Origin of the sequence: Phycicoccus duodecadis (assembly GCF_002846495.1) — a bacterium.
GTDB lineage: Bacteria > Actinomycetota > Actinomycetes > Actinomycetales > Dermatophilaceae > Phycicoccus > Phycicoccus duodecadis.
This window is the reverse complement of the sequence record NZ_PJNE01000001.1, coordinates 440,768-466,630: the sequence shown is the minus strand read 5'-3', so window position 1 is coordinate 466,630 and position 25,863 is coordinate 440,768. Positions and strand designations below refer to the sequence as shown.

26 protein-coding genes are annotated in these 25,863 nt (G+C 74.4%); 13 read left to right on the top strand and 13 right to left on the bottom strand.

The features are described from left to right. Positions 1–7 precede the first annotated feature (7 nt). Positions 8–1,039, top strand: coding sequence for a Gfo/Idh/MocA family protein (locus tag ATL31_RS02190; RefSeq protein WP_101394326.1), 1,032 nt, complete (start codon positions 8–10; stop codon positions 1,037–1,039). Positions 1,040–1,055: 16 nt separating this feature from the next. On the opposite strand, the gene ATL31_RS02185 is transcribed toward ATL31_RS02190, so the two are convergent. Continuing rightward, positions 1,056–1,796: a Type 1 glutamine amidotransferase-like domain-containing protein gene (locus tag ATL31_RS02185; protein ID WP_101394325.1), complete on the bottom strand. Its 741-nt coding sequence runs from the start codon at positions 1,794–1,796 to the stop codon at positions 1,056–1,058. Positions 1,797–1,864: 68 nt separating this feature from the next. Between ATL31_RS02185 and ATL31_RS02180 the strand changes: the two genes are divergently transcribed. Then, the gene (locus tag ATL31_RS02180) at positions 1,865–3,448 is read left to right on the top strand and encodes a protein kinase domain-containing protein (RefSeq protein ID WP_101394324.1); all 1,584 of its coding nucleotides are present in this window, start codon (positions 1,865–1,867) and stop codon (positions 3,446–3,448) included. A 16-nt stretch (positions 3,449–3,464) separates the two neighbouring features. Here the strand turns inward: ATL31_RS02180 and ATL31_RS02175 are convergent, their stop codons facing one another. From ATL31_RS02175 to lpdA, 3 genes are read right to left on the bottom strand one after another with little or no spacing between them, the layout of a single operon-like run. Then, positions 3,465–4,355, bottom strand: coding sequence for a TIGR01777 family oxidoreductase (locus ATL31_RS02175; RefSeq protein ID WP_245861842.1), 891 nt, complete (start codon positions 4,353–4,355; stop codon positions 3,465–3,467). A gap of 15 nt (positions 4,356–4,370) precedes the next feature. Beyond that, positions 4,371–6,311 carry a 2-oxoglutarate dehydrogenase, E2 component, dihydrolipoamide succinyltransferase gene (gene sucB / locus ATL31_RS02170; protein ID WP_101394323.1) on the bottom strand — a complete coding sequence of 647 codons (1,941 nt, stop codon included), beginning with the start codon at positions 6,309–6,311 and terminating at the stop codon, positions 4,371–4,373. A 39-nt stretch (positions 6,312–6,350) separates the two neighbouring features. Beyond that, positions 6,351–7,733 (bottom strand): dihydrolipoyl dehydrogenase, encoded by a 1,383-nt coding sequence (gene lpdA, locus ATL31_RS02165; RefSeq protein ID WP_101394322.1) that lies wholly within the window; start codon positions 7,731–7,733, stop codon positions 6,351–6,353. A 230-nt stretch (positions 7,734–7,963) separates the two neighbouring features. On the opposite strand from lpdA, the gene ATL31_RS02160 reads away from it, so the two are divergent. Next, positions 7,964–8,287: a hypothetical protein gene (locus tag ATL31_RS02160; RefSeq protein ID WP_101394321.1), complete on the top strand. Its 324-nt coding sequence runs from the start codon at positions 7,964–7,966 to the stop codon at positions 8,285–8,287. A gap of 75 nt (positions 8,288–8,362) precedes the next feature. Beyond that, positions 8,363–8,554, top strand: a complete 192-nt coding sequence (locus tag ATL31_RS02155) for a DUF5302 domain-containing protein (RefSeq protein ID WP_101397151.1) — start codon at positions 8,363–8,365, stop codon at positions 8,552–8,554. A 91-nt stretch (positions 8,555–8,645) separates the two neighbouring features. Here the strand turns inward: ATL31_RS02155 and ATL31_RS02150 are convergent, their stop codons facing one another. After that, the gene (locus ATL31_RS02150; protein WP_101394320.1) at positions 8,646–10,169 is read right to left on the bottom strand and encodes a leucyl aminopeptidase; all 1,524 of its coding nucleotides are present in this window, start codon (positions 10,167–10,169) and stop codon (positions 8,646–8,648) included. Positions 10,170–10,225: 56 nt separating this feature from the next. Here ATL31_RS02150 and gcvT point away from each other — a divergent pair, with 56 nt between their 5' ends. Continuing rightward, positions 10,226–11,329 (top strand): glycine cleavage system aminomethyltransferase GcvT, encoded by a 1,104-nt coding sequence (gcvT, locus tag ATL31_RS02145; RefSeq protein ID WP_101394319.1) that lies wholly within the window; start codon positions 10,226–10,228, stop codon positions 11,327–11,329. Continuing rightward, a complete protein-coding gene (locus tag ATL31_RS02140) occupies positions 11,326–11,541 on the top strand; it encodes a hypothetical protein (RefSeq protein ID WP_101394318.1) in 216 nt (71 codons plus the stop codon). The genes gcvT and ATL31_RS02140 overlap by 4 nt, the downstream gene beginning before the upstream one ends. Before the next feature lie 22 nt (positions 11,542–11,563). Here the strand turns inward: ATL31_RS02140 and ATL31_RS02135 are convergent, their stop codons facing one another. Continuing rightward, positions 11,564–12,139 carry a DUF3043 domain-containing protein gene (locus tag ATL31_RS02135; protein WP_101394317.1) on the bottom strand — a complete coding sequence of 192 codons (576 nt, stop codon included), beginning with the start codon at positions 12,137–12,139 and terminating at the stop codon, positions 11,564–11,566. Positions 12,140–12,290: 151 nt separating this feature from the next. Between ATL31_RS02135 and ATL31_RS02130 the strand changes: the two genes are divergently transcribed. The 3 genes from ATL31_RS02130 to ATL31_RS02120 all read left to right on the top strand — a co-directional run bounded on the left by ATL31_RS02130 (position 12,291) and on the right by ATL31_RS02120 (position 15,151). Next, entirely contained in the window at positions 12,291–13,592 is a 1,302-nt protein-coding gene (locus tag ATL31_RS02130) for a dipeptidase (protein ID WP_101397149.1), read from the top strand. A gap of 14 nt (positions 13,593–13,606) precedes the next feature. Beyond that, complete coding sequence (locus ATL31_RS02125; RefSeq protein WP_101394316.1) at positions 13,607–14,647, top strand: glutathione S-transferase family protein; 1,041 nt, start codon at positions 13,607–13,609, stop codon at positions 14,645–14,647. Between the two features lie 150 nt (positions 14,648–14,797). Next, the gene (locus ATL31_RS02120) at positions 14,798–15,151 is read left to right on the top strand and encodes a hypothetical protein (RefSeq protein WP_143598278.1); all 354 of its coding nucleotides are present in this window, start codon (positions 14,798–14,800) and stop codon (positions 15,149–15,151) included. A 71-nt stretch (positions 15,152–15,222) separates the two neighbouring features. Here ATL31_RS02120 and ATL31_RS02115 read toward each other — a convergent pair whose 3' ends face one another. The 5 genes from ATL31_RS02115 to ATL31_RS16730 form a co-directional block, all read right to left on the bottom strand. Next, entirely contained in the window at positions 15,223–15,897 is a 675-nt protein-coding gene (locus tag ATL31_RS02115; RefSeq protein WP_101394314.1) for a response regulator, read from the bottom strand. Beyond that, on the bottom strand, positions 15,894–17,333 hold the full coding sequence (locus ATL31_RS02110; RefSeq protein ID WP_101394313.1) for a sensor histidine kinase: 1,440 nt from the start codon (positions 17,331–17,333) through the stop codon (positions 15,894–15,896). Before ATL31_RS02110 ends, ATL31_RS02115 begins: the two co-directional genes overlap by 4 nt. A gap of 4 nt (positions 17,334–17,337) precedes the next feature. After that, positions 17,338–19,281 carry an APC family permease gene (locus ATL31_RS02105; RefSeq protein WP_245861841.1) on the bottom strand — a complete coding sequence of 648 codons (1,944 nt, stop codon included), beginning with the start codon at positions 19,279–19,281 and terminating at the stop codon, positions 17,338–17,340. A 193-nt stretch (positions 19,282–19,474) separates the two neighbouring features. Beyond that, positions 19,475–20,671, bottom strand: coding sequence for a quinolinate synthase NadA (gene nadA, locus ATL31_RS02100; RefSeq protein ID WP_101394311.1), 1,197 nt, complete (start codon positions 20,669–20,671; stop codon positions 19,475–19,477). Positions 20,672–20,687: 16 nt separating this feature from the next. Beyond that, positions 20,688–20,858 (bottom strand): mycothiol transferase, encoded by a 171-nt coding sequence (locus ATL31_RS16730; RefSeq protein ID WP_245861840.1) that lies wholly within the window; start codon positions 20,856–20,858, stop codon positions 20,688–20,690. Positions 20,859–20,874: 16 nt separating this feature from the next. Here ATL31_RS16730 and ATL31_RS02095 point away from each other — a divergent pair, with 16 nt between their 5' ends. The 4 genes from ATL31_RS02095 to aat all read left to right on the top strand — a co-directional run bounded on the left by ATL31_RS02095 (position 20,875) and on the right by aat (position 24,382). Next, on the top strand, positions 20,875–22,041 hold the full coding sequence (locus tag ATL31_RS02095; RefSeq protein WP_245861839.1) for a glycerate kinase family protein: 1,167 nt from the start codon (positions 20,875–20,877) through the stop codon (positions 22,039–22,041). Positions 22,042–22,173: 132 nt separating this feature from the next. Further along, on the top strand, positions 22,174–22,542 hold the full coding sequence (locus ATL31_RS02090) for a HesB/IscA family protein (RefSeq protein WP_101394309.1): 369 nt from the start codon (positions 22,174–22,176) through the stop codon (positions 22,540–22,542). An 80-nt stretch (positions 22,543–22,622) separates the two neighbouring features. Next, positions 22,623–23,606: a carbohydrate kinase family protein gene (locus tag ATL31_RS02085; protein ID WP_101394308.1), complete on the top strand. Its 984-nt coding sequence runs from the start codon at positions 22,623–22,625 to the stop codon at positions 23,604–23,606. Then, a complete protein-coding gene (aat, locus tag ATL31_RS02080; protein ID WP_245861838.1) occupies positions 23,591–24,382 on the top strand; it encodes a leucyl/phenylalanyl-tRNA--protein transferase in 792 nt (263 codons plus the stop codon). The genes ATL31_RS02085 and aat overlap by 16 nt, the downstream gene beginning before the upstream one ends. On the opposite strand, the gene ATL31_RS02075 is transcribed toward aat, so the two are convergent. Together ATL31_RS02075 and ATL31_RS02070 are read right to left on the bottom strand one after the other, a co-directional pair. After that, positions 24,280–24,585, bottom strand: a complete 306-nt coding sequence (locus tag ATL31_RS02075) for a sulfurtransferase TusA family protein (RefSeq protein ID WP_101394307.1) — start codon at positions 24,583–24,585, stop codon at positions 24,280–24,282. The genes aat and ATL31_RS02075 overlap by 103 nt on opposite strands. Then, entirely contained in the window at positions 24,582–25,781 is a 1,200-nt protein-coding gene (locus tag ATL31_RS02070; RefSeq protein ID WP_245861837.1) for an aminotransferase class V-fold PLP-dependent enzyme, read from the bottom strand. The genes ATL31_RS02075 and ATL31_RS02070 overlap by 4 nt, the downstream gene beginning before the upstream one ends. Between the last annotated feature and the right edge of the window lie 82 nt (positions 25,782–25,863).

Sequence of the window (25,863 nt, the reverse complement as noted above, 5' to 3'; positions counted from 1 at the left end):
TGGCGGGATGACGCGCGTCGCCCTCGCCGGGTACGGCTCCGCCGGCCGCACCATCCACGCCCCCCGCCTGCTCGAGGCCGGGCTCGACATCGTGGCGGTGTCGACGCGGGACGCAGAACGCGCGGCGGCGGTGCGGGCCGGGCTGCCCGGCGCCGCGGTCGTGCCCACCCTGGACGACCTGCTCGCCCTCGAGGACGTCGACCTCGTGGTCCTCGCGACCCCGAGCGGCGCGCACGCCGAGCACGTCCGCGCCGTGGTGGACGCCGGGCGGCCCTGCGTGGTCGACAAGCCGCTGGCCGTGGACGCGGAGCGGGGCGCCGCGGTCGTCCGCCACGCCGAGCGGGCCGGGGTGCCGCTCACGGTGTTCCAGAACCGGCGCTACGACCCCGAGCACACCACGGTGCGGGCGCTGCTCGCCGACGGGCGCGTGGGGGAGCCGTTCCGCTACGAGATGCGCTGGGAGCGCTGGCGCCCGGTGCCCAAGGACCGCTGGCGCGAGAACGCACCCTGGGAGGACGGCGGCGGCATCCTGCTCGACCTGCACACCCACCTGGTGGACGCGGCCGTGCAGCTCTTCGGGCCGGTGACCCATGTGGCAGCCACGGTGGCGGCCCGCAGCACCCCGGCCGAGGACGACGCCTTCCTGCTGGTCACCCACACGAGCGGGGTCGTGTCGCACCTGTCGGCGACGTCCCTGGCGGCGGCACCGGGCCCCCGGGTGCGGCTGCTCGGGCGGGCGGCCGCCTACGTGCAGGCCGACTTCGAGGGCGAGGCCCACGTCTGGTCGGGGCAGCGCGACCCGGACGCCGACCACTGCGGCTGGCTGTACGGCGGCGACGAGCCGATGGCCGTGCCGCGGGTGCGCTCCTCGCAGGCCGACCTCTACCGGGCGGTGGCCGCGGCGCTGGCCTCGCCCGACCCGCAGGCCGCGATGCCCATCGACCCCTGGGACGCCGTGCACACCCTCGCGGTCGTCGACGCCGCCCGGGTGGCGGCGGCCGAGCAGCGCGTCGTCGAGGTCGTCACGCCGCGCCGCTGACGGCGGCCCCCGTGCCTCAGGGCGTGGGGAGGCGCCGCGGCTCGACGCGCTCCTCGACCGCGCCCCCTCGGCCGTCGGCCGTGACCACGTACGCGGCCGCCGCGCCGTCGCGCTCGGTGACGGCCCCGACCAGCTCGGTGCCGCGGTAGACCAGCCCGACCCCGTCGTCGGTGCAGTGCGTGACGGGCAGGGTGCCGTCGGCGACGAGCCGGTGCACGAGCGGGCGGCGCCGAGCCTCGGAGTCGTAGTGGACGCCGTTGCCGTACGGGAGGAAGGCGAGCCCGTTGGTGACGGCTCGCAGCTCGGGGCCGAAGGAGTCGGTGGTGCCGCCCAGGTACCAGCAGATGGACCCGGCCGAGACGCCCGAGAGGACGACCCCGGCCTCCCAGGCTGCGCGCAGAGCGGGGCCGAGGTCGTGGACCGCCCAGACCGCCAGCAGGTTCGCCACCGAGCCGCCGTTGACCCACACCACGTCCTGCTCGAGCAGGTGGCCGGGCACGTCGTCGAGGTTCGGCATCGGGAACAGGTCGAGCACGGTCACGTCGAAGCCCGCCACGCGCCCGGCCTCGGCGGCCTCGTGGGAGAACCAGCGCGGGTCGCCGGAGGCGGTCCCCACGAAGGTCATCCGCGGTCGGCGACCGTGTACCCCCGACAGCTCGACCGCGTGGTGCACCAGCGCGTCGTACTCGAACCGGGTGCGGGTGCCCCCGCGGTAGCCGCCCGAGGTGGCGAGGATGGTCGGGCCGTCGGCGCTCATCGGGTCACTGTACGAGGGCCTGTGGAAAACCTCGCGGTGGTTTCCGGCGTCCGGGGCACAGTGGCGGGATGGAGCCCACCACCGCGCGCCCGCCCCTCGTCCCGGGGTTCGAGCTGGGCGCGGTCCTGGGGCGCGGGGGCACCGCCGAGGTGTGGGAGGCGCTGCGCGAGCGCGACGGCCGGCGGGTGGCCGTCAAGGTGACCTCGGCCGACCCCGAGGCGGTCGAGGCGGCGGCGCGCGAGGCGTCGGTCACCGGCCGGGTGGCCGCCGACCACCTGCTGGCGGTCGAGGCGTGCGTGGCGCTGCCCGACGGGCGGGCGGCGCTGGTGCTGCCGCTGATGCGCGGGGGCAGCCTGGCGTCGCTGGTCGCCGCCCGCGGGCACCTGTCGCCGGGCGAGGTCGTCACGGTGCTGGCACCGGTGGCGGCGGCGATGGGCCGGCTGCACGCGGCCGGGGTGGTGCACGGCGACGTGTCGCCCGGCAACGTCCTGCTCGACCTCGACGGCCGGCCGGTGCTCGCCGACCTCGGGCTGGGCCACGTGCTCGGGGAGGCGCCGACGGCGGTCTGGGGCACCGAGGGCCACCTGGCCCCCGAGGTCGTGCTGGGGGCGAGCCCGGATGCCGCCGCCGACGTCTACGCCCTGGGGGCCCTCGGCTGGCTGTGCCTCAGCGGGGCGGTACCCGGGCCGCCGGGCCTGCGGCCGGCGCTGGCCGAGGTGAGTCGCGCCGGCGCGGCCGCCGCGGGGCTGGTCGCCCTGGTCGAGGCGGCGGTCAGCGCCCACCCGCAGAACCGGCCGGGCGCGGACGAGCTGGCCGTGGCGCTGTTCGACGCGGCGCCCGCGGTCCCGCTCCAGCTGGTCGAGGGGGATGCCGTCGAGGCCGTCACCTACCGGTTGCGGGCCGCCGCGGCGGAGGTCGCCGACGACGCCGGGCGGGAGCCGCGCGGGCCGTCCGTCCTCATCCGGTGGGCCCAGGGCGCCCGCGGGGTGGGGCGCGGGGTGGCCACCGGAGTCGTCGCACTCGCCCTGGCGGCCGGGGTGGCCGGCTGGGCGGCCTGGGCCACCGACGCGCCCGGCGATCAGGGCGTCGCCGCCGGCGGGGCCGGCCGTCGGTCGGTGGCGCCGACCACGGCGGTGTCCCGACCGGTGCGGACCGCCGCGTCGCCGGCTCCCACCGCGCGCACGACGCCGGTGGTCCGGCCCTCCCCGGATCGTTCGCCGGGCCGCGCAGGGGCGGCCACCACCGTGGTCGACGTCCGGCTCGACCCCACCGCGCCGCGCCGCCGCGCCGCCGAGCTGCTCACGACCCTGGCCCGGTCGCGCGCCGAGGCGTGGCGTGGCGCCGACACCGGGCGGCTCGTCGACGCCGAGGCTCCGACCGGGCCGCTCTACGCCCGCGACGCCGCCGGCGTCACGCAGCTGGCGCGGGCCGGGCTGCGCTACGAGGGCCTGCAGTACGAGGTCTCCGGGGTACGCACGGTCCGCGTCCGGGGCGATCTCGCGGTCGTCACCGCCCGCATCGCCACCAGCGCCTACGAGGTCGTCGGCGAGGGCCCGTCGGTGCCCCGGGCGGCCACCGCCGGCCGGCCGGTCGTGGTCGAGCTCGTGCGCACCGACGGCGGCTGGCGCATCCGCGACCTGATGGCCGGGTGAGCGTGCCGCGCGCGCGTCAGGCGACCAGCCAGGCGACGGCCGACTCGAGGTCGCCGTGGGTGTGGTGGAAGCCGCCGGCCACGAGGGCGTCGCCCACCACCCGCTGGCTGGCCAGGACGTCGCCCGCGAACTCGCCCAGCACGGCCTTCATCGCGAACGACGGGGCCGGGAGGAGCGCTGGGCGGTGCACGGCCCGGCCGATGGCCGCGGCGATCTCGCGCTGGCGCACCGGCGCGGGACCGACGAGGTTGACGGGGCCGGTGACCTCGGGGTGGTCGAGCAGGTGCAGCAGGGCGCCCACCTCGTCGACCAGCGTGATCCACGGCGAGAACTGCTTCCCGGAGCCGAGGGGGCCGCCGAGACCGAGCCGCCCCAGCTTCAGCATCGGCGCGGCGGCTCCGCCCTCGGGGGCGAGCACGATGCCGGTGCGGGCGAAGGCCACCGAGGCGCCGGCATCGACGGCCGGCTGGGCAGCGGCTTCCCAGGCCAGCACGACGTCGGCCAGGAACCCGGTGCCGGGCGGGCTCCGCTCGGTCAGCTCCTCGTCGCCCCGGTCGCCGTAGAAGCCCACGGCCGACCCCGAGACCAGGCGCACCGGGTGCCCGACCTCGGCGACGGCCCGCGCCACCGCGGTCGTGCTGTCGGTGCGCGAGGCGAGGATCTCGTGCTTGTACGAGGGGGTCCAGCGGTGGTCGCCCACGCCGGCTCCCGCGAGGTGCACCACCCCGTCGACCGCGCCCAGCACCTGCGGGTCGAGGTGGCGTGACGACGGGTCCCACTGCACCTCGTCGGGGCGGGACGGCGCCCGTCGGACGAGCCGCACGACCTCGTCGCCGCGCTGCTGGAGCGCGGCGACGAGCGCGGTGCCGATGAGGCCGGACGAGCCGGTGACGGCGATGCGGGACACGGTGTCGGCGGCGCGTCAGAGACCGAGGTCGGCCTCGAACGCGCCTTCCTCGAGTCGCTGCTTCATCGTCGAGAGGAAGCGGGCGGCGTCGGCGCCGTCGACGATCCGGTGGTCGTACGAGAGCGCGAGGTAGACCATCGAGCGGATCGCGATGGTCTCGCCGCCGTCGTCGGTGACGACCACGATCGGGCGCTTGACGACCGCCCCGGTGCCGAGGATGGCCACCTGCGGCTGGTTGATGATCGGGGTGTCGAACAGCGCACCCCGCGAGCCGGTGTTGGTGATGGTGAAGGTCCCACCCGAGAGGTCGTCCGGGGTGATCCTGTTGCTGCGGGTGCGGTCCGCCAGGTCGGCGATGCCGCGCGCCAGCCCGGCGATGTTGAGGTCGCCGGCGCTCTTGATGACCGGGACGATGAGCCCCTTCTCGGTGTCGACCGCGACGCCGACGTTCTCGGTGCCGTGGTAGGTCACGTCGTCGCCCTCGATGCTGGCGTTGACGGTCGGGTGCGTCTTGAGCGCCTCGACCGCGGCCAGGGTGAAGAAGGGCAGGAAGCTGAGCTTGGTGCCCTCGCGCGCGGCGAAGTCGGCCTTGGCCCGGTCGCGCAGCCGTGCGATGCGGGTGACGTCGACCTCGACGACCGTGGTCAGCTGGGCCGAGGTCTGCAGCGACTCGACCATCCGGCGCGCGATCATCTTGCGCAGGCGGCTCATCGGCTGGGTCGTGCCGCGCTTGCCGGAGTCGGCCGGCGCGGCGGCGGCCGACGCGGGCGCGGCGGCGGGGGCCGCCTCCGGGGCGGGCTCCTCGGCCGCGGGCTTCGCCGCCTCGGCGGCGGCCAGGACGTCCTGCTTGCGGATGCGCCCACCGATGCCGCTGCCCTGGAGGGTGGCCAGGTCGATGCCGTGGTCGGCGGCCAGCTTGCGCACGAGCGGGGTGACGTACGCCGAGGCGTCGTCGCTCGAGGCCGGAGCCGGGGGAGCGGTCGAGCCGGACGGTGCGGGCGCGCCGTCGGCCTGGGCCGCCGCCGCGTCGGGCGTCTGCTGCGGTGCGGCCTCCTGCGCCGGAGCGGGCTCGGGCGCCTTCTGGGGCTCGGGGGCCTTCTCCTGGGCGGCGGGCTGCTGCGGCTCGGGCGCAGGCTCGGGAGCCCTCTCGGGCTCGGGCTCGGGCTCCGGCTCGGGGGCCGTCTCCTCGGCGGGGGCGGCCTCCTGCTGCGCGGGGGCGCTGCCGCCACTGCTGCCACCCACGACGGCGAGGTCGGCGCCCACGGGGACGGTGTCGTCCTCCTGGACGAGGATCCTGGTCAGCGTGCCGGCCACGGGGGAGGGGATCTCGGTGTCGACCTTGTCGGTCGAGACCTCGAGCAGCGGCTCGTCGACCGCGACCTCGTCGCCCTCGGCCTTGAGCCACCGGGTGACGGTGCCCTCGGTGACGGACTCGCCGAGCGCGGGCATCGTGACGGTCGTGCCGTCGCCGCCACCGGAGGACGGCTGCGCGGCCGGGGCCTCCTGGGCGGGAGCCTCCGCGGCGGGGGCATCCGGCGCGGGCTGGTCGGTGGAGGCCTGCGGCTCGGCCGGATCCTGGCCGCCCTCGTCGCCCGCGTCGGCGACCGCACCGGCGTCGGCGGGGTCCTCGACCTGGTCGGCGGGGCCGTCGCCCGGGCCCTCGGACGCGGTGGGGGCCGCGGCCTGGTCATCGCCCGAACCGCTGTCGGCCGGCGCGGCGCCGTCGCCGATGACGGCGAGGTCGGCGCCCACGGGCACGGTGTCGTCCTCCTGGACGAGGATCTCCTGGAGCGTCCCGGCCACCGGGGAGGGGATCTCGGTGTCGACCTTGTCGGTCGAGACCTCGAGCAGCGGCTCGTCGACCGCCACCTCGTCACCGACACTCTTGAGCCACCGCGTCACGGTCCCCTCGGTGACGGACTCGCCGAGTGCGGGCATCTGTACACGTTCGGACATCAGTGGTGCTCTCCTTCGTGGGCGGTGGCGGACATCACTCTAGTTGTGTGCGTGGAGGGGCTTGCCGGCGAGCGCCAGGTGGGCTTCGCCGAGGGCCTCGTTCTGGGTCGGGTGGGCGTGCACCAGGGCGGCCACGTCCTCGGGGAAGGCGTCCCAGGCGACGATCAGCTGCGCCTCGCCGATCTGCTCGCCCATCCGGGAACCGACCATGTGCACCCCGACGACCGGGCCGTCGGTCACGCGGACCAGCTTGACGAAGCCCTGCGTGCCGAGGATCTGCGACTTGCCGTTGCCGCCGAGGGTGTACTCGTAGGTCTGCACCCTGTCGCCGTGCTCGGCGCGGGCCTGCTCCTCGGTGAGCCCGACCGAGGCGACCTCGGGCTCGCAGTAGGTGACCCGCGGGATCTGGGACTCGACCAGGGGCGCGGGGGAGAGCCCGGCGATCTGCTCCGCGACCAGGATGCCCTGCGCGAAGCCGCGGTGCGCCAGCTGCAGCCCGGGCACGATGTCGCCCACCGCCCAGAGACCCTCCACCCCGGTGGCGCAGCGCTCGTCGGTGACCACGAAGCCGCGCTCGAGCCGTACGCCGGCCTCCACGTAGCCCAGCCCGTCGGTGACCGGCCCGCGGCCGACGGCCACGAGCAGCAGGTCGGCCTCGAGGGTCTCGCCGCCCTCGAGCGACACGGTCACGCCGTCGGCGGACGTCGTGGCGGAGGCGAAGCGGGTGTCGGTGCGCACGGTGATGCCGCGCTTGCGGAAGGCCCGCTCGAGGGCCGCGCTGCTCGCGGGGTCCTCGGACGCCACGAGCCGCGGCAGGGCCTCGACGACGGTGACCTCGGCGCCGAACGAGCGCATCACCGAGGCGAACTCGACGCCGATGACCCCACCGCCGAGGACGACCACGCGCCCCGGCACCTCGGTGAGCGCCAGCGCGCCGTCACTCGTGACGACCCGCTCGCCCAGCTCGAGGCCGGGCAGGGTGCGGGCGTACGAGCCGGTGGCCAGCACGACGTGGCGCCCCACCAGCCGCCGGTCGCCGACGACCACGGTGTGCGGGCCGTCGAGGCGCCCCTCGCCCTCGACGTACTCGACCTTGCGGGCCTTGACCAGCCCCTGGAGCCCGCGGTGCAGGCGCCCCACGACCCCCTCGCGGTAGGTCGTGACCCCCGCCATGTCGACGCCCTCGAGGCTGGCCCGCACACCGAAGCGCGAGGCCTCCCGGGCCGCGTCGGCGACCTCGGCCGCGTGCAGCAGCGCCTTGGTGGGGATGCAGCCCCGGTGCAGACAGGTCCCCCCGAGGAGGTCCTTCTCGACGAGCGCGACGGACAGGCCGAGCTCGGCGGCGCGCAGGGCACACGCGTAGCCCCCACTGCCTCCCCCGAGGACGACGAGGTCGTGGGTGGTCTCGGCGGTGGCCGGCATCCGGTGCTGCTCCCTCTCGCTGGTGGCGTCTGACGCATCCGCCGGTACGGGTGGCCGGCGCGACGCTGACACGCATCCTGTCACTCCCACGCGGGTCGCACGAGGTCGCGACGCGCGGTGGACCGATCCCGGAGGCGCGCCGCGGCCATGAGTGGCGGCCACCGGCGCGACACCCCGGGGGGACAGCGGGCACCCAGGGGACGTACGGGTCGACCCCCTATCGTGGCCCCATGGCGTGGTGGAGACGCGGGCGGCGTGGGGACGTCGCGCCGCACGACGGCAGCGACCTGGCGAGCGCGCGCTCGCACCTGCAGGACTTCGTCCGGACCCGCCGTGGGGTCGAGGCCTACGTCGAGCCCGCCACCAACGTCACCGCCACCACGGTGGTCCTCATCGCGCACGACGGCGAGTGGACCCGCCGGGCGCTCCCGAGCCGCCCCCAGGCCTTCGACGTCGCGCGCGGCCTCGAGGTCCCAGTCTACGACGTGAACCTCACCGGGTACCCGGCACGGATGCGCGCGTGGACCACCCGCCAGCGCCAGAACGGCACCTGAGCGCGGGACGCCACTCGCACCGCGGCGACGGACCTGCGAGCGTAGGGGTACTGACCGACGACGAGAGGTGTGGCCATGTCATCCAAGGGGAAGCCCCGACCGGCCGTGGAGGACGACGTCAAGGCCCGTTTCCGCGCGGCGCTGGACGCCAAGCAGGCGCGCTCACGGGGCGAGGCCGGTGACCAGTCCGAGCACGGCAGGATCGAGCACGCCCACGGGCCCGAGACCAGCGCCCGCCAGCAGATGTTCCGCCGCAAGAGCGGCTGACCGGCTGCGCGGCACCGACGAGCGACGCGACGGGGCTGGACCACCTCCACGGTGGTCCGGCCCCGTCGTCGTGGGGACGGCGCGCAGCCGGTCAGCCCCGCGCGTGCCGCTCGACCAGGCCCAGCAGGGTGGAGACCCCGAAGCCGGTGCCGCCCTTGGGCGTCGCCCCGGTCGCGCCCTTGGTGTTGAACGACGGCCCGGCGATGTCGAGGTGCGCCCACGGGATGCCCTCGCCGACGAACTCCTGCAGAAAGATCGCGGCCGTCAGCATGCCCCCGTCGCGGTCGCCCTTGTGGGCGATGTCGGCGGTGGGGGTGTCGAGCTTGGCGCGCATCGCGGCCGGCAGCGGCATGGCCCAGGCGCCCTCGCCCGCGGCGTCGGCGGCCGCCACGACCGACGTGCGGAACGCGTCGTCGTTGCCCATCACACCGGCGATGTCGGCGCCGAGCGCCACCATCTGGGCGCCGGTCAGGGTGGCGATGTCGACGATCCAGTCGGGCTTCTTCTCGCTGGCCAGGCAGATGCCGTCGCCGAGCACCATCCGGCCCTCGGCGTCGGTGTCGAGGATCTCGACGCTGGTGCCGTTGCGCATCACGACGACGTCGCTGGGGCGCTGGGCGGTACCGCTGGGCAGGTTCTCGGCCAGGCAGAGGTAGCCGGTGACGCCCACCGGCAGCCCGAGCTCGGCCGCGGCCAGCACGGTGGCCGCCACCGCGGCGGCACCGGCCATGTCGGACTTCATGGTGACCATGCCGGTCGACGGCTTGAGGTTGAGGCCGCCGGAGTCGAAGGTGATGCCCTTGCCGACCAGGGCGACCGAGGCCTTGGCACCGGAGGGCGCGTAGCGCATGGTGACGATGCGCGGCGGGTTGACCGAGCCCTGGCCGACGCCGACGATGCCGCCGAAGCCGCCCTTGGCGAGGGCCTTCTCGTCCAGCACCGTCACGGTGACGCGCCCGGGGGACTCGGAGACCTTCTTCTTCACCGCGTCCGCGAAGGACTGCGGGAAGAGCACGTTCGGCGGGGTGTTGACCAGGTCCCGGGCCCAGTCGCGGGCGGCGCCGAGAGTCGCCGAGCGCGCCACGACGTCGCGGGCCTCCTTGCCCTGGCCGGCGCCGGAGAAGACGGTGATGGTGGGTCCGGCGACCGGGGCCGAGGCCTTGCCGGCCCGCGGGGTGCCCAGCGAGGTGGCCTTGTCGTACTGGTACACGCCGGCGAACGCGCCGTCGCTGACCGCGCCGAGGCTGTCGACGTCGGGGGTCGGCAGAGCCACGGCCACGGCGCGCTTGGTGCGCACCGAGCGCAGCGCCGCGCCGGCGGCGTCGCGCAGGGCGACGGGGTCGAAGGCGGTGCTGCGCGCGCTGCCGGCCCCCAGCCCGGTGACGACGACGGAGGTCGCCTTGACCCCGGGGACCGCCACGACCCGGTGCACGTCGCCGGTCCTGGCGGTGGCCTCGAGGTCGGCCAGCACGGCCTGCAGGTGCACGACGGCCTGGCGGGGGAGCCCGTGCCCGGCAGCGAGGTCCGGGCCGTCGTCGGTGCGGACGGAGCCGACGACGAGGGCGTCGACGGGCAGGTCCGCGGGGGTCTTGGTCGTCACGGTCAGTGAAGTCATGTCGCCACACTATCCGGGGCCGTGGCGCCGTCCGGGGGGCGCGGTACGGTGCCCGTATGACCGACCTCAGGCGCTCCCCGCTCCACGACCGCCACGTCGCCCTCGGCGCGAAGATGGCCGACTTCGGCGGGTGGTCGATGCCCATCGAGTACCCGGGTGGCGGCGTCGTCGCCGAGCACACGGCCGTGCGCGAGCGGGTCGGGCTCTTCGACGTCTCGCATCTCGGCAAGGCCCGCGTCAGCGGGCCGGGCGCCGCCGACTTCGTCAACGCCTGCTTCACCAACGACCTGCGCCGCATCGGCCCGGGGCGCGCCCAGTACACGATGTGCTGCACCGAGTCCGGCGGTGTGGTCGACGACCTCATCCAGTACCTGCGCGCCGACGACGACGTGTTCCTCATCCCCAACGCCGCCAACACCGCCGAGGTGGTGCGGAGGCTGGCCGCCGCCGCCCCCGAGGGGGTCGTCGTCGAGGACCTGCACGAGGGCTACGGCGTGCTGGCGGTGCAGGGGCCGCGCTCCGACGAGGTGCTGCGGCGCCTCGGTCTGCCGACCGACCACGACTACATGAGCTTCGTCGAGACCACCTGGGACGGGCTCCCGGTCATCGTCTGCCGCACCGGCTACACCGGCGAGCGCGGCTACGAGATCGTCCCCGCCTGGGACGTCACCGCCTCGGTGTGGGACGCCCTCCTCGAGGCCGTACGTGCCGAGGGTGGGCTGCCCGCTGGGCTGGGCGCCCGCGACACCCTGCGCACCGAGATGGGCTATCCCCTGCACGGCAACGACCTCTCGCTCGACATCACCCCGGTGATGGCCGGGGCCGCCTGGGCCGTGGGCTGGGACAAGGACACCTTCTGGGGCAAGGAGGCGCTGGCCGCCCAGCGCGCCGCCAAGGACGGCCGGCTGATGCGCGGGCTCGTCGTCACGGGGCGCGGCATCCCGCGCTCGCACTGCGAGGTGCGCGACGCCTCCGGGGCGGTCGTCGGCGAGGTCACCTCCGGCACCTTCTCGCCGACCCGCAAGCAGGGCATCGCCCTGGCGCTGCTCGACCGCTCGGTCACGCTCGGCGACGAGGTCGTCGTCGACGTCCGTGGCCGCGACGTCGCGGCCACCGTCACCAGGCCTCCGTTCGTCGAGGCGGGGGTGCGGTCGTCGTGAGCGAGCAGTGGAGCTGGACCTACGCCGACGCCTCCGGGGCCCCGGTCACCGGCGCTCCCACCAGCGAGCCGACCTTCCCGACGCAGTCCGACGCCGAGAGCTGGTTCGGCGAGGTCTGGCGCGAGCTGGCCGAGGCCGGCGTCGCGAGCGTCACGCTGCACCGCGACGGCGCGGTCGTCTACGGGCCGATGAGCCTGGACGCCGCCCCGTAGGTCGGGGCGCGGCCCCGTCGCCTCAGGACGGGTACTGGCCCCGCGCGACCTGCGGCTTCGGCATCCGCTGCCGGCGCATCTGGAAGGCCCGCAGGGCGGCGTAGCTCCAGCCGCCGCGGGGCACCTCGTCGGCGCCGAACTTCGCGATGATGCCCTTCTTCGCGCCGCGCCACATCATGAAGGTGTCGGCCGCGACGGCCAGCACCGAGCCCCAGGTCAGCAGGACGCTGAGGGTGAAGATCGTCTGCTGCCGCACCAGGCTGAGAGCCAGCACCACCAGCATGATCGGCAGCAGGAACTCGGCGAGGTTGCGGCGCGCGTCGACGTAGTCGCGGATGAAGCGGCGGGCCGGGCCCTTGTCGCGGGCCGGCAGGAACTTCTCGTCGCCCGTCTCCATGGCCTTGCGCGTCTGGGCGAGCTTGGCGCGGCGCTCCTCGCGGTCGACCTTGCGCGCCTCCTTGCGGTCCGCGATGACCAGGGGGCGCTTGCGGGCCGCCTCCTGGTCGCGCCGCTTGGGCGTGGGCCGGTTCTTGGCGCCCTCGCGCTCCGCCACGGTCTGCGCGGTGGTCTGCTCATCGGTCCTGCTGCGTCCGAACACGGGGTCAACTCTAGGCGCTCACGGGGCCGGGCCCGTCGAGGTGCGTGGGCCCGCCGCCCGGGCGGGTCGTCGGTCGGTAGGGTCGGGAGGCGTGAGCGACGTACTCGACGATGCCCAGACCGGCGCCCTGCGCGACCGGGTCCGTGACCTGATGCCGCAGGTGCGCGCCGACCTGGAGGCGCTGACCCGCATCCCGTCGGTCTCGCTCGACGCCTTCGACCAGGCGCACGTCGAGGCCAGCGCCGAGGCCACCGCGGCGCTGCTGCGCGCCGAGGGCTGCGAGGTCGAGATCGTCCGCGAGGGCGGCCGCCCGGCGGTCATCGGCCACAAGCCGGGCCCCCCCGGCTCACGCACCGTCACGCTCTACGCCCACCACGACGTCCAGCCCCCCGGCGACGACGCCCTGTGGGACAGCCCGCCCTTCGAGCCCACCGAGCGCGGCGGGCGGCTCTACGGGCGCGGCGCCGCCGACGACAAGGCCGGGGTGATGGCGCACGTGGCCGCTCTGCGCGCGCACGGCGACGACCTGCCGGTCGGCGTCACGATCTTCGTCGAGGGCGAGGAGGAGATCGGTTCGGACTCGCTGCCCACCATCCTCGAGAAGCACGGCGAGAAGCTGCGCGCCGACGCCATCGTGCTGGCCGACTCCACCAACTGGGCGATCGGCGAGCCGGCCCTCACCACGACCCTGCGCGGGATGATCCGCGTCGTCGTCACCGTGACCACCCTCGACCACGGCGTCCATTCCGGGATGTTCGGCGGTGCCGTCCCCGACGCCCTCACCACCCTGGTGCGGGTGCTGGCCTCCCTGCACGACGACGAGGGCAACGTCGCGGTGCCGGGCGTGCTCGAGGGCGAGGCCGCGGACCTCGAGTTCTCCGAGGAGCGGCTGCGCGAGGAGTCCGGCCTGCTCGACGGCGTCTCGACCATCGGCTCGGGCAGCCTGCTCTCGCGCATCTGGACCAAGCCCTCGGCCACGACCATCGGCATCGACGCCCCGTCGGTCGCCACCTCGTCCAACACCCTCGTCCCCAGTGCGTCGGCCAAGGTCTCGATCCGTCTGGCGCCGGCCGAGGACGACATGCACGCCTTCGAGCTCGTGAAGGCGCACCTGCTCGAGCACGCCCCGTGGGGCGCGAAGGTCGAGGTGCACCTCGACGACCGCGGTCTCGGCTTCGCGGCCGACGCGCAGGGGCCCGTCTACGACCAGGCCCGCGCCGCGTTCGCCGACGCCTGGGGCGTCGAGCCCGTCGACATCGGCGTGGGCGGGTCCATCCCGTTCGTCGCCGCCTTCGCCGAGCAGTTCCCCGAGGCCGCCATCCTCGTCACCGGCGTCGAGGACCCCGACGCCCGCGCGCACGGTGCGAACGAGTCGCTGCACCTCGGCGAGTTCGAGAAGGTCTGCGTCGCCGAGACCCTGCTGCTCGCCCGCCTGGGCGCGCTGCCCCGCTGACAGCAAGGAAGACGATGACCCAGGGCACGTACGTCGAGGACGAGTTCCAGCGCGACACCACCTACATCGAGGACCGCGTCACCACCGACGGGGCCGGCGAACACGAGTGGCCGGCCGAGCCGGGGCGCTACCGCCTCGTCGTCGCCCGCGCCTGCCCGTGGGCCAACCGGGCGATCATCGTGCGGCGCCTGCTGGGGCTCGAGGACGCCATCTCGATGGGGCTGTGCGGCCCGACCCATGACAGCGACTCGTGGACCTTCGACCTCGACCCCGACGGGCTCGACCCGGTGCTGGGCATCCCGCGGCTGAAGGACGCCTACGAGAAGCGCTTCCCGGGGTACCCGCGCGGCATCACGGTGCCCGCGCTGGTCGATATCGCCTCGGGCCGGGTCGTCACGAACGACTTCGCGCCGATGACCCTCGACTTCTCGACCCAGTGGCGCGAGCACCACCGCGCCGGCGCGCCGGACCTCTACCCCGAGCCGCTGCGCGAGGAGATGGACGTGGTGATGAGGCGCGTCTACACCGAGGTGAACAACGGGGTCTACCGCTGCGGGTTCGCCGGTACCCAGGCGGCCTACGAGGACGCCTACGAACGGCTGTTCACGGCGCTGGACTGGCTCGAGGAGCGGCTGGCCGACCGGCGCTACCTCATGGGCGAGACCATCACCGAAGCCGACGTGCGGCTGTTCACGACGCTGGCGCGCTTCGACGCGGTCTACCACGGCCACTTCAAGTGCAACCGCAGCAAGCTGACCGAGATGCCGGTGCTGTGGGCGTACGCGCGCGACCTGTTCCAGACCCCGGGCTTCGGCGACACCACCGACGTCGTCCAGATCAAGAGCCACTACTACGAGGTGCACCGCGACATCAACCCCACCGGGGTGGTGCCCGCCGGCCCCGACCTCACCGGCTGGGGTACGCCGCACGGGCGGGAGGCGCTGGGCGGCCGCCCGTTCGGCGACGGCACCCCGCCCGGGCCGCCGGCGCCGGCGGAGCGGGTGCCCACCGCGCACAACCCGCTGGTGGGTGCCGACGGGCTCGTCCGCCGCTGAGCTCGAAGGCCACGACGCGCCCTCGCCCACGGCGGCGATGGGCGTGTCCTGCACGAGGATCCATAGGCAACTCTCAGGATGGTGCGCGACATCGAGGCGGTTTCTGCGGGACAGTGAGCCCGCAATGTTCCGTGCCTCGAGGAGCTCCTGATGCCACTTGTGAAGTCGTTGTGGGCCAGCATCCAGGGCGACCCGGTCTTCATGCGACGGGTCAACGGATGGCTGACGATCTTCTGGCTCGTGATGATCCCGGTGTCGCTGGTCACCCACTGGGTCAACTCGGTGGTCTACGTCTCGGCGCTCTCGCTGTGGGCGCTGGTGTCGGGCCACTGGTCCGCGTGGCAGGCCGCGCGGGTCGAGGTCAAGCAGCACGAGGAGGCGGAGGCGGCCAAACAGGAGAACGTCCCCGAGCAGGTGGTCCAGGAGATCATCGCGAGGACGGAGCTCCAGCCCGACCCGGCCGCGACGGCCGGGAGCGCGACGGCCGGGAGTGCGCCCGCCTGAGCGCGCAGTCACTCCATACCGCCCGGCTCGCCGAGGTGGAGCACCAGGCCGAGGTCGCGACTCGGGTGGACCTACGGGTCGAAGCGGTAACCGAGTCCGGGCTCGGTGATGAGGTGGAGGGGCTGGGAGGGGTCGTGTTCCAGCTTGGCGCGCAGCTGGGCCATGTAGACACGCAGATAGTTGGTGTCCTTGTCCCGTCCGGGTCCCCACACCTCGGTGAGCAGCTGGCTGCCGGTGACGAGCCGGCCGGGGTGGCGCACCAGGATCTCGATGAGGTGCCACTCGGTGGGAGTGAGTCTGACCGGCGTGCCGTGCCGGGATGCTCGCTTCGATGCGAGGTCGATGGTGAAGGCATCGGTGGTGACGACCGGGGCCTGCGGGTCGGGGTGGGCGCGCCGCAGTGCCGCCCGTACCCGGGCGAGGAGCTCGTCCATGCCGAAGGGCTTGGTGAGGTAGTCGTCCGCGCCGACGTCGAGAGCGCGGACCTTGTCCCTCTGGCCGTCGCGGGCGGACAGGACGATGACGGGAACGGTGGTCCATCCCCGCAGGCCGGCGACGACCTCCACCCCGTCCATGTCGGGCAGGCCGAGGTCGAGGATGACCAGGTCGGGTGGGCTGGCCGCAGCCGACCTGAGGGCGGCGGAGCCGTCGCGCACGGCGGTGACGGTGTAGCGCCGTGCTCGGAGGTTGATGCTCACGGCGCGCAGCATCTGCGGGTCGTCCTCGACGATCAGGATCCTGCTCATGCGGCGGTCGGCAGGCAGATGGTCATGGTCAGTCCACCGCCCGGGGTCGAGGAGGGCTCGAGGCGCCCGTTCATCGCGTCGAGGAACCCGCGCGCGATCGCCAGACCCAGCCCGAGCCCCGTGCTGACGTCCTGGTCCCCAAGTCGTTGGAACGGGACGAAGACGGCGTCCCACGTGCCGGGCTCGATGCCTGGCCCGTGGTCAACGACGTGCAGGCGGGCCAGGTCGAGCTCGGCGACGCCCGGGCCGGGGGCGGGTGCCTCGGCGTGGATCTCCACGGTGCCGCCCTCGGGAGTGAACCGGGCTGCGTTGTCGATCAGGTTGGCGATGACCTGCTCCAGCAGGCCGGCATCGGCCAGCACCAAGGGCAGGTTGTCGGGGGTGTCGACGGCGACGCGACGCGTCGTGCCGTGCAGCACGGCACGGGCAACGACCGCGTCGAGCGCGATGGGTTGCAGGTCCACGGGCAGCACACCGGCCTGGATCCGGCTCATGGCGAGCAGGTTGGAGACGACGTCCGACAGCCGGTCGGCGGATTCCTCGATCGTCCGGAGCAGCGCGGCGCGTTCGTCGTCGCTCCAGGGCACGTCATCCTGGCGAAGGCTCGAGGTGGCGGCCTTGATGCCGGCCAGCGGGGTTCGCAGGTCGTGCCCGACGGCAGCCAGCAGCCCGGCCCTGATGCGGTCGGTCTCGGCGAGGGTTTCGGCCCGCCCGGCCTGCTTGGCCAGTTCCTGACCCTCCCAGGCGCGTGCGGCGAGGTCGGCCAGGGTCGCGAACAGGTGCCGATCCTGGCCGACGAGCTCGGGGCCCCACGCGATGAGCTCCAGGCCGCCCGGGGCGGGGGCGCGCAGGGTCGGGCGACCCTGGATGTCGCTGCCCACCGATGCCAGGAGGGGGGCGTCATCCGTCGAGGCCTTGCGCAGCGCGACGGCATCCATGGTGAACAACGCCCGGACCCGCTCCAGGACGGTGCTCACCGACCCGTCACCGAACTCGACCGCGCCGAGCTCGGACAGCAGCCGGGACTCGACGAAGTGGCGGTCGGCGGCGCGACGTGCTCTGGAACCGAGCTCGACGGCGACGCTGACCAGGACGGCCACGAGGACGAACACGACCAGGTCCACAGCGGTGTCCCGGTTGGCCACGGCCAGCGTGTAGTAGGGAGGTGTCAGGAACCAGTTGACCAGCAGGAACGAGACCACGGCCGCCGACAGCGCCGGCCCGGCCCCGCCCAGCACGGCGATCACGACGACGGCGAGCAGGTAGATCAGGAGGAAGCTGCCGACGGCGAGCCGTGCCTGCAGCGGCAACAGGACGACGGTCAGCAGGGGCAGCCCGACGATGGTGAGCACCAGGCCCGCGCGGCCGTGGGGAAGGCGGACCTGTCCGGTCCGCGGGGGCTGCGCGCGGGCTTCCGTCCCGGCGACGACGTTCACCTGGTCAGCGTGTCACAGGGCCGGCGTCGGTTGCGGCGCCTTCCTCCTGGTGCCGGTGCTCGGCGGCCGCGGCGGATCCCAGCTGGTAGGGCACGTTGGTGACCATCACCCCCGGGAGGAAGATCAGCCTGGCCTTCAGCCGCAAGGCGGTCTGGTTGTGCAGCAGCTGTTCCCACCAATGGCCGACGACGTACTCGGGGACGAACACCGCGACGACATCGCGGGGGCCCTGGGTGCGCAGGTGTCTGATGTGCTCGATCACCGGCCGGGTCACATCCCGGAAGGATGAGTCGAGGATGGTCAACGGCACCGGGATGTCCCGGTCCAGCCAGTCGCGCCCGAGCTGGTCGGTCTCGTGGACGTTCGTGCGCACGGTCACCGCTGTGAGCGTGGTGGGTCGGGTGGCGCGGGCGTAGGCGATCGCTCGCAGGGCCGGGGTGTTCACCGTGGAGACCAGGACCACGGCATGGATCCGGCTCGGGAGCAGCACGCCCGCGGGTCCCGGGCGCAGCTCGTCGCGCACGGCCTGGTAGTGCCGGCCGATCCCGGTCATCAGTGCATAGACCAGCGGCATCGCGATGACCACGAGCCACGCGCCGTGGGTGAACTTCGTGACCAGGACGATGACCAGCACCAGGGCTGTCGTGGCGGCGCCGAGCGCGTTGATGCCCTGCGCGCGGCGCATCCGCCCGATCTCCGATGCCCGGTCGGTGAGGCGGATCAGGGTCCGCCAGTGGCGGACCATGCCGGCTTGGCTCAGTGTGAACGAGACGAACACGCCGATGATGTACAGCTGGATCAGGCGAGTCGGGCTGGCGTCGAACGCCCAGATCAGCGCGACGGCCAGCAACGCCAGGATGACGATCCCGTTGGAGAAGACCAGTCGGTCGCCGCGGCGGGCGAACTGACGGGGGAGGAAGCCGTCCTCCCCGAGGATCGACGCAAGGATGGGGAAGCCGTTGAACGCGGTGTTCGCTGCGAGCACCAGGATGGCGGCAGTGAAGGCCTGGACCGCATAGAAGCCCGCGGAGTCGTTCCCGAACACCGCGGCCGCCAGCTGAGCGATGACCGTGCGCTGCGAGTACCCGGCCGGCGCCCCCACCAGCTGCGCAGCGTCTGCGGCGACGTGGACATGGGTGGCCAGTGCCAATGCCGTGATGCCCACGAACATCCCGATCGTCAGCACGCCCATGATCCCCAGAGTGGCGGCGGCGTTGCGGCTCTTCGGCTGCTTGAAGTTGGGAACCCCGTTGCTCACCGCCTCCACCCCGGTGAGCGCCGTGCACCCTGACGCGAACGCCCGCAGCACCACGGCCACCAGCAGCAGGCCCGCCACGCTCTGCTCGGCCCGGATCCCGATGGTGGCCGACTCGGCCACTGGCGCGTCACCGCCGAGGAACCTCCAGATGCCGAACCCGGTCATCGCCAGCACGCACAGCACGAACCCGTAGGTCGGGACGGCGAACACCGTTCCGGACTCCTTGACCCCGCGAAGGTTGACCACCGCGAGCGCGACGACCAGCCCGGCGGACATCAGCACCACGTGAGGCGCCAGGGCCGGGAACGCGGCCACGACGTTGGCGACCCCCGCCGCGACCGAGACGGCGACGGTCAGCACGTAGTCGACCATCAAGGCGCTGGCCGCCACCAGCGCGGCCGTCCGGCCGAGGTTCTCGCGGCTCACGGCGTACGCGCCACCGCCGTCCGGGTAGGCGTAGCAGGTCTGCCGGTACGAGAGCACGACGATGACCAACAGGGTCACGACGGCGGCAGCGACCCACGGGGTCATGGAGAGGAGGGCCAGCCCGCCGAGGCTCAGCATGAGCAGGATCTCCTCGGTCGCGTACGCGTTCGAGGACAGAGGGTCGCTGCAGAACACCGGCAGGGCGAGCTTCTTCGGAAGGAGCGTGTCGCCCATCATCGAGGTCTGGAGGGGGTGCCCCAGCATCAGACGCTTCGGAAGGCGGGTCAATGTCGTCATGGCTCCACGGCAGCACCGACCGGCCTGGGCTTGCGGAATCCTGACGAGTCCTTGACGCGGGACCGGCGAACCTTGACGCCCTCTTGGCACCCTCGTACCAGCCCAGCCGCCGAACCTCCGCTTCCGCCGCTGGTCGGGTGGCGGCCCAGCCGACCCCGCGTCAGTCCTTGCCGGTCTCGCCCGGCAGCGCGAGCATCTGGTCGAGCGCGGCCCGCGCGTACCGCGAGGTCTCGTCGTCGACCCGGATGGCGTTGACCACCCGGCCCTCGACCAGCGACTCCAGCGCCCACACCAGGTGCGGCAGGTCGATGCGGTTCATGGTCGAGCAGTAGCAGACGTTCTTCTCCAGGAAGGCGATGCGCTGCTCGGGGAACTGCGCGGCCAGCCGGCGCACCAGGTTCAGCTCGGTGCCGACCGCCCAGGCGGTGCCGGCCGGGGCGGCCGCGATGGTCCTGATGATCCTCTCGGTCGAGCCCACCTCGTCGGCCAGCGCGACGACCTCGTGGCGGCACTCGGGGTGGACGATGACCTTGACGCCGGGGATGTCGCGGCGCGCCGCCTCGACGGCCTCGACCGAGAAGCGGCCGTGCACCGAGCAGTGGCCGCGCCACAGGATCATCGTGGCGTCGCGCAGCTGCTCGGGGGTGAGCCCGCCCATCGGGCGGTGCGGGTCCCAGACCACGCAGTCCTCGAGGGGGCGGCCGAGGTCGCGGGCGTAGGTGTTGCGGCCCAGGTGCTGGTCGGGCAGGAAGAGCACCTTGCCGCCGTCGCCGGCCCGGTCGAGCGCCCAGGTGAGCGCCGTGCGGGCGTTCGACGAGGTGCAGATGGTGCCGCCGTGGCGCCCCGTGAAGGCCTTGATGGCCGCCGAGGAGTTCATGTAGGTGACCGGCACGGTGCGCTCGGCGACACCGGCCTCGGCCAGCTGCTCCCAGCACTCCTGCACCTGGTCGATGGCGGCCATGTCGGCCATCGAGCACCCGGCCGCGAGGTCGGGCAGGACGACCGTCTGCTCTTCGGCGGTGAGGATGTCGGCCGACTCGGCCATGAAGTGCACCCCGCAGAACACGACGTACTCGGCGTCGGGGCGGGCGGCGGCCTCCTTGGCCAGCTTGAAGGAGTCGCCGGTGACGTCGGCGAACTCGATGACCTCGTCGCGCTGGTAGTGGTGGCCCAGGACGAACACGCGCTCGCCCAGCGCGGCCTTGGCGGCGCGGGCCCGCTCGACCAGGCCCGGGTCGGAGGGTGCCGGCAGGTCGCCGGGGCACTCCACCCCGCGTTCGCTGGCGAGGTCGCGCCCCTGCCCGAGCACGAGCAGGGGGAGGGGGGCGGGACGGGGCGCGCCGGTCGTGGTCGTCACGCCCCGATCGTATGCCTCAGCCCCTCGACGTCCGGCCGTCGACCGACTCCCGGAGGAGGTCGGCGTGCCCGGTGTGGTGCGCCCGCTCGGACAGCAGGTGGTGGACGGTGCGCCGCGCGCCGGGCTCCTCGCCCGGCCGGAACCACAGGGCGGGCGGCCCTGGGTGCTCGGCTCCGGCGGCGGGCACCGATACCCTCGCTGACGTGCGCGTGCTCATCGCCCCGGACCGGTTCGGGTCCACCCTCGGCCCGACCCAGGCGGCCACGGCGATGGCGGCCGGGTGGGCCGCCGGCGCGCCCCACGACGACGTCCGCATCCTGCCCCTGTCCGACGGGGGCCCCGGCTTCCTCGACGTCGTGCAGCGCGCCCTGGGCGGGGTGACGGTGGCCACCACCGTGAGCGACCCGGTGGGGCGCGAGGTGCCGGCCGCCGTGCTGGTCGTCGACGAGGGGCATCGCCGCACCGCGTGGGTCGAGACCTCCCAGGCGACGGGCCTGCACCTGCTCGCGGCCGACGAGCGCGACCCCGGCAGCACCAGTACGTGGGGCGTCGGTCAGCTCGTCGACACCGCCCTGGCCGAGGGCGCCACCCGCATCGTCCTGGGGGTGGGCGGGGGCGCCACGAACGACGCAGGGGCCGGGATGCTCGCCGCGCTCGGCGCCGGCCCGAGCTCCGTGCTGGCCCGCGGAGGGCTCGCGCTCACCGACGCGCCGGGCGACTCGCTGCTGGGCCTGCCGTCGGTGCTCGACCGGCTCTCCGGCGTCGAGCTCGTCCTGGCCACCGACGAGGAGACGCCGCTGCTGGGTCTGTCGGGCACCAGCGCCGTCGAGGCCCCGCGCAAGGGCGCCTCGCCCGACCTCGCGCAGCGCCTGGAGTTCGCGCTCGGCCACTTCACCGACGTGCTGGCCCGCTCGCTCCCCAGCCCGCCCCTGGACCTGCTCACCGGGCGCCCGCGCCGTCTCGACCGCGAACCGGGGGCGGGGGCCGCCGGGGGTCTGGGCTTCGCGCTGCTGGCCCTCGGAGCCCGTCCGGTCGGGGCGGTGGCCGAGGTGCTGCGGGTCAGCGGCTTCTCGGTGGCGGCCGCGGGCAGCGACCTGGTCGTCACGGGCACCGGCCGTCTCGACTGGACCGCGCTGCGGGGCTCGGTCGTCTCCGGGGTGGCCGAGGCCACGATGGAGACCGCACGGCCCGTGGTCTGCGTCGCCGGTGAGTGCCTGGTCGGGCGCCGCGAGTCGATGACGCTGGGCCTGGCCGGCTGCTACGCCGTGGCCGACACCCCCCGCGAGGTCGAGGCCATGGTGGCCGACCCGGTCGCGACCCTCGAGGCCCGTACCGCTCGCGTCGCGCGCACCTGGTCCCCGGCGCGCTGACGGACGGCCCCCAGCGGCTGTCCGGGGCGCGACGTACAGTGGGAGCATCCGGGAACACCGGAGGCCGATCCGGGGTTGGACGCAGCACCAGGCCCACCGGCCATCACCACCACAGACTCAAGGAGTCCTCGCATGAGCGACCAGCTCCAGACCACCGAGGCCACCGAGACCGCGACGCACGGCGTCCAGCTCACCGACGTGGCGTCCACCAAGGTCGCCTCCCTGCTCTTGCAGGAGGGTCGCGACGACCTCCGCCTCCGCGTGGGCGTGCAGCCCGGCGGCTGCTCGGGGCTCATCTACCAGCTCTACTTCGACGAGCGCACCCTCGACGGTGACCTCGTGCGCGACTTCGGTGGCGTCGAGGTCGTCGTCGACCGGATGAGCGCCCCCTACCTCGAGGGCGCCACCATCGACTTCTCCGACACCATCGAGAAGCAGGGGTTCACGATCGACAACCCCAACGCCGGCAGCTCCTGCGCCTGCGGCGACAGCTTCAGCTGACCCACGGTCCCAACGGGTCCGGGCCATCCCCTCGATGGTCCGGGCCCGTTGCCGTGCCCCGGGGCGGGTAGGTTGCTCTGGTGCAGATCGCCGTCACCGGGTCCATCGCCACCGACCACCTCATGACCTTCCGCGGGAGGTTCGCCGACTCCCTGGTCGTCGAGCAGCTCGACAAGATCTCGGTCAGTTTCCTCGCCGACCGCCTCGAGATCCGTCGAGGAGGCATCGCCGGCAACATCTGCTTCGGGATGGCCGTCCTCGGCGCCCGGCCGCTCCTCATCGGCGCCGCCGGTGAGGACTTCGGTGACTACCGCAGCTGGCTGACCCGCCACGGCGTCATCACCGAGCACGTCCACGTCTCCTCGACCCACCACACCGCGCGCTTCGTCTGCACCACCGACGACGACATGGCGCAGATCGCCACCTTCTACGCGGGTGCCATGTCCGAGGCCCGGATGATCGAGCTCGGGCCCATCCACGAGCGGTGGGGCCTGGACCTGGTGCTCATCGGCGCCGACGACCCCGACGCCATGCTGCGCCACACCGACGAGTGCCGGGGGCGCGGCATCCCGTTCGTGGCCGACCCCTCCCAGCAGCTGGCCTTCGCCGACGGGCCGTTCATCCGCAAGCTGGTCGACGGTGCCGACTACCTCTTCACCAACGAGTACGAGTCGCACCTGACCTCGACCAAGACCGGCTGGAGCCAGGACGAGATCGACGACCGGGTGACGACCCGCGTCATCACCCGCGGCAAGGACGGCGCCGACATCCGCACCCGCGGTGAGGAGCCCCTCCACGTGCCGGCCGCCGGTGACGTCGCGCGGGTCGACCCGACCGGCGTCGGCGACGCCTTCCGCGCCGGCTTCCTGGTCGGGCTGGCGGGTGGCCTCGGGCACGAGCGCTGCGCCCAGATGGGCTCGGTGCTCGCCGCCTACGTCCTCGAGACCGTGGGCACCCAGGAGTACACCGTCACCCGCAGCGGGGTCCTCGAGCGCGTCGCCGCCGCCTACGGCGACGACGCCGCCGCCGAGATCGCCCCCGTCGTGCGGTGCGCTCGCGACTGACGGCGCCGGCCTCGGTGTTCCCCCCGGTCGAGCCGCCCCCCAGCCCCTGGCTGTTCGACGCGGCGCGGGCCACCCCGGGCGACGACCTCGTCGCGGCCGGTGCCGACCTCGAGCCGGGGACCCTGCTCGAGGCCTACCGGCTGGGGCTCTTCCCGATGGGGCTGGGGCGCCACGGCCACGGCACGCTCGGCTGGTGGTCGCCCGACCCGCGCGGGGTCGTCCCGGCCGGCGCCCTGCGGGTGCGCCCGTCGCTGCGCAAGGTCCTGGGGCGCTTCGAGGTCACCGTCGACACCGCCTTCGCCGAGGTGGTCGACGGCTGTGCCGACCCGGAGCGCGACGGCCGCTGGATCACCCCCGAGGTCGAGGCCGCCTACCTCGCGCTGCACGAGCTCGGCTGGGCGCACAGCGTCGAGGTCCGGCAGGACGGACGCCTCGTGGGCGGCCTCTACGGGGTCTCGGTGGGCGGGCTGTTCGCGGGGGAGTCGATGTTCCACCGGGTGCGCGACGCCTCCAAGGTCGCGCTGGTGGGGCTCGTCACCCGCTTCCACGCCGACGGCGACCCGCGCCGCCTCGTCGACGTCCAGTGGGCCACCGACCACCTGCGCCGGATGGGGGCCGAGGAATGGCCGCGGGAGACCTACCTGGCCCGGCTGGCCTCGGCCCTGCAGGCCCCTCAGGTCGACCTGGCGTCGGTGGAGCCGCTGCCGGTGTCGGCGCTCGGGGCGGGCCGCGCGGCGGGCCCGGAGGCCGCGGCGCCACCCAGCACCACGGTGTAGCGGGTCCACCCCTCCTCGCGCGCCACGACCACGGTGTGCCCGCGCATCCGGCACCAGGCGGGGACGTCCGAGCGCGCCGCCTCGTCGTCGGCCAGCAGGACGAGCACGGTGCCGGCCGGCCGGCCGCGGCTCGCCCGGGCGGCCCGGATGACGGGGGTGGGGCAGCGGGTCCCGCGCGCGTCGACCACCTCGGGGGCGCTCACAGGTCGAGGGTCCCGAGCCGGCGCCGGACGTCGGTGACGACCCGGGGGAGCAGCGTGCAGAGCCGTTCGACGTCGTCGGCCCGCGTCGGTGAGACGGCCTCGGTGGGCAGGACCACGCGCACGTTGCCGTGGGTCAGCACACCGAGCGCGGCCAGCACGTGGCTCGGGCGCAGCGCGCTGGAGGTGCAGGCCGAGCCCGACCCCACCGCGAGACCGTGGCGCGCCAGCTCGTCGACGAGCACCTCGCCGTCGGCGAACAGCACGCTGAAGGTGACGACGTGGGGGAGCCGGTCGGCGGGGTCGCCGACCACCTCGACGTCGGGCGCCGACGCCGCGGCGGCGCGGATGCGGTCGACCAGCGCCGCGGCGCGGGCGGCGTCGTCGGCGGCCACCGGCTCGTGCTGGCGCCAGGCCTCGGCGGCGGCGAGCACCAGGGGCACCCAGGGTGCGGCGGCGGCGCGACCCTGCTCGGCCGGGAGCCGCGGGCCGGGCAGCCCCCACCGGGTGCCGGCGCGGACCCCGAGCAGCCCCAGCGGGGGACCACCGAAGGCCGCGGCGTCCGCCACCACCACGTCACCCACCGCCGGCAGCGGGTCGCGCCCCAGCGAGGCCGTGGCGTCGACCAGGAGCGGGACCCCGGCCTGGCGAGCGGCGGCGGCGACCTCGGCCAGCGGCTGCCGGGTGCCGACCTCGCCGTTGGCCGTCTGCAGGACCGCGGCCGCCACCTCCGGGCCGGCCAGGGCCGTGGCCATCGCGTCGGGCGCCACGCGCCCGGTGCCCGAGACCGCCGGGTGCTCCTCGTCGCCGCAGCGCAGCAACACCACGGAGCGCTCCACCGGTGAGGCCACCAGACGCGTCCCCACCCGTCGGCGGGCGTGTCCCAGCCCGTCGAGCCCCAGGACCAGGGCCTCCTCGGCGCTGGCGTGCACCGAGAGCTCCTCCGGCCGCACCCCGAGGGCGCCCGCGAGCACCTCCCGCGCGGTGTCCAGCAGCGCGCGGGCCCGGCGGCCCGGAGCGTGCAGCGCCGCGGGGTCGCCCCAGCCCACCGACAGGGCCGCGGCGAGGGTCTCGGCGGCGAGCGGATGCAGCGGCCCCCGCGTGGCGTCGAGCAGGCCGGCGGCCGCGCCGGGCGCCGGAACGGCCGGTCCGATGTCGCCCGGACCCGGCCTCGAAGGTTCAACGGTGGTGTGCGCCACGCGTCGACGGTAGCCCCCCTGCCTGCCCCTCACCGTGGGGGTGCAGTAGTGTTTGCCCCGTTCTTCCACCTCCCGACCGAAG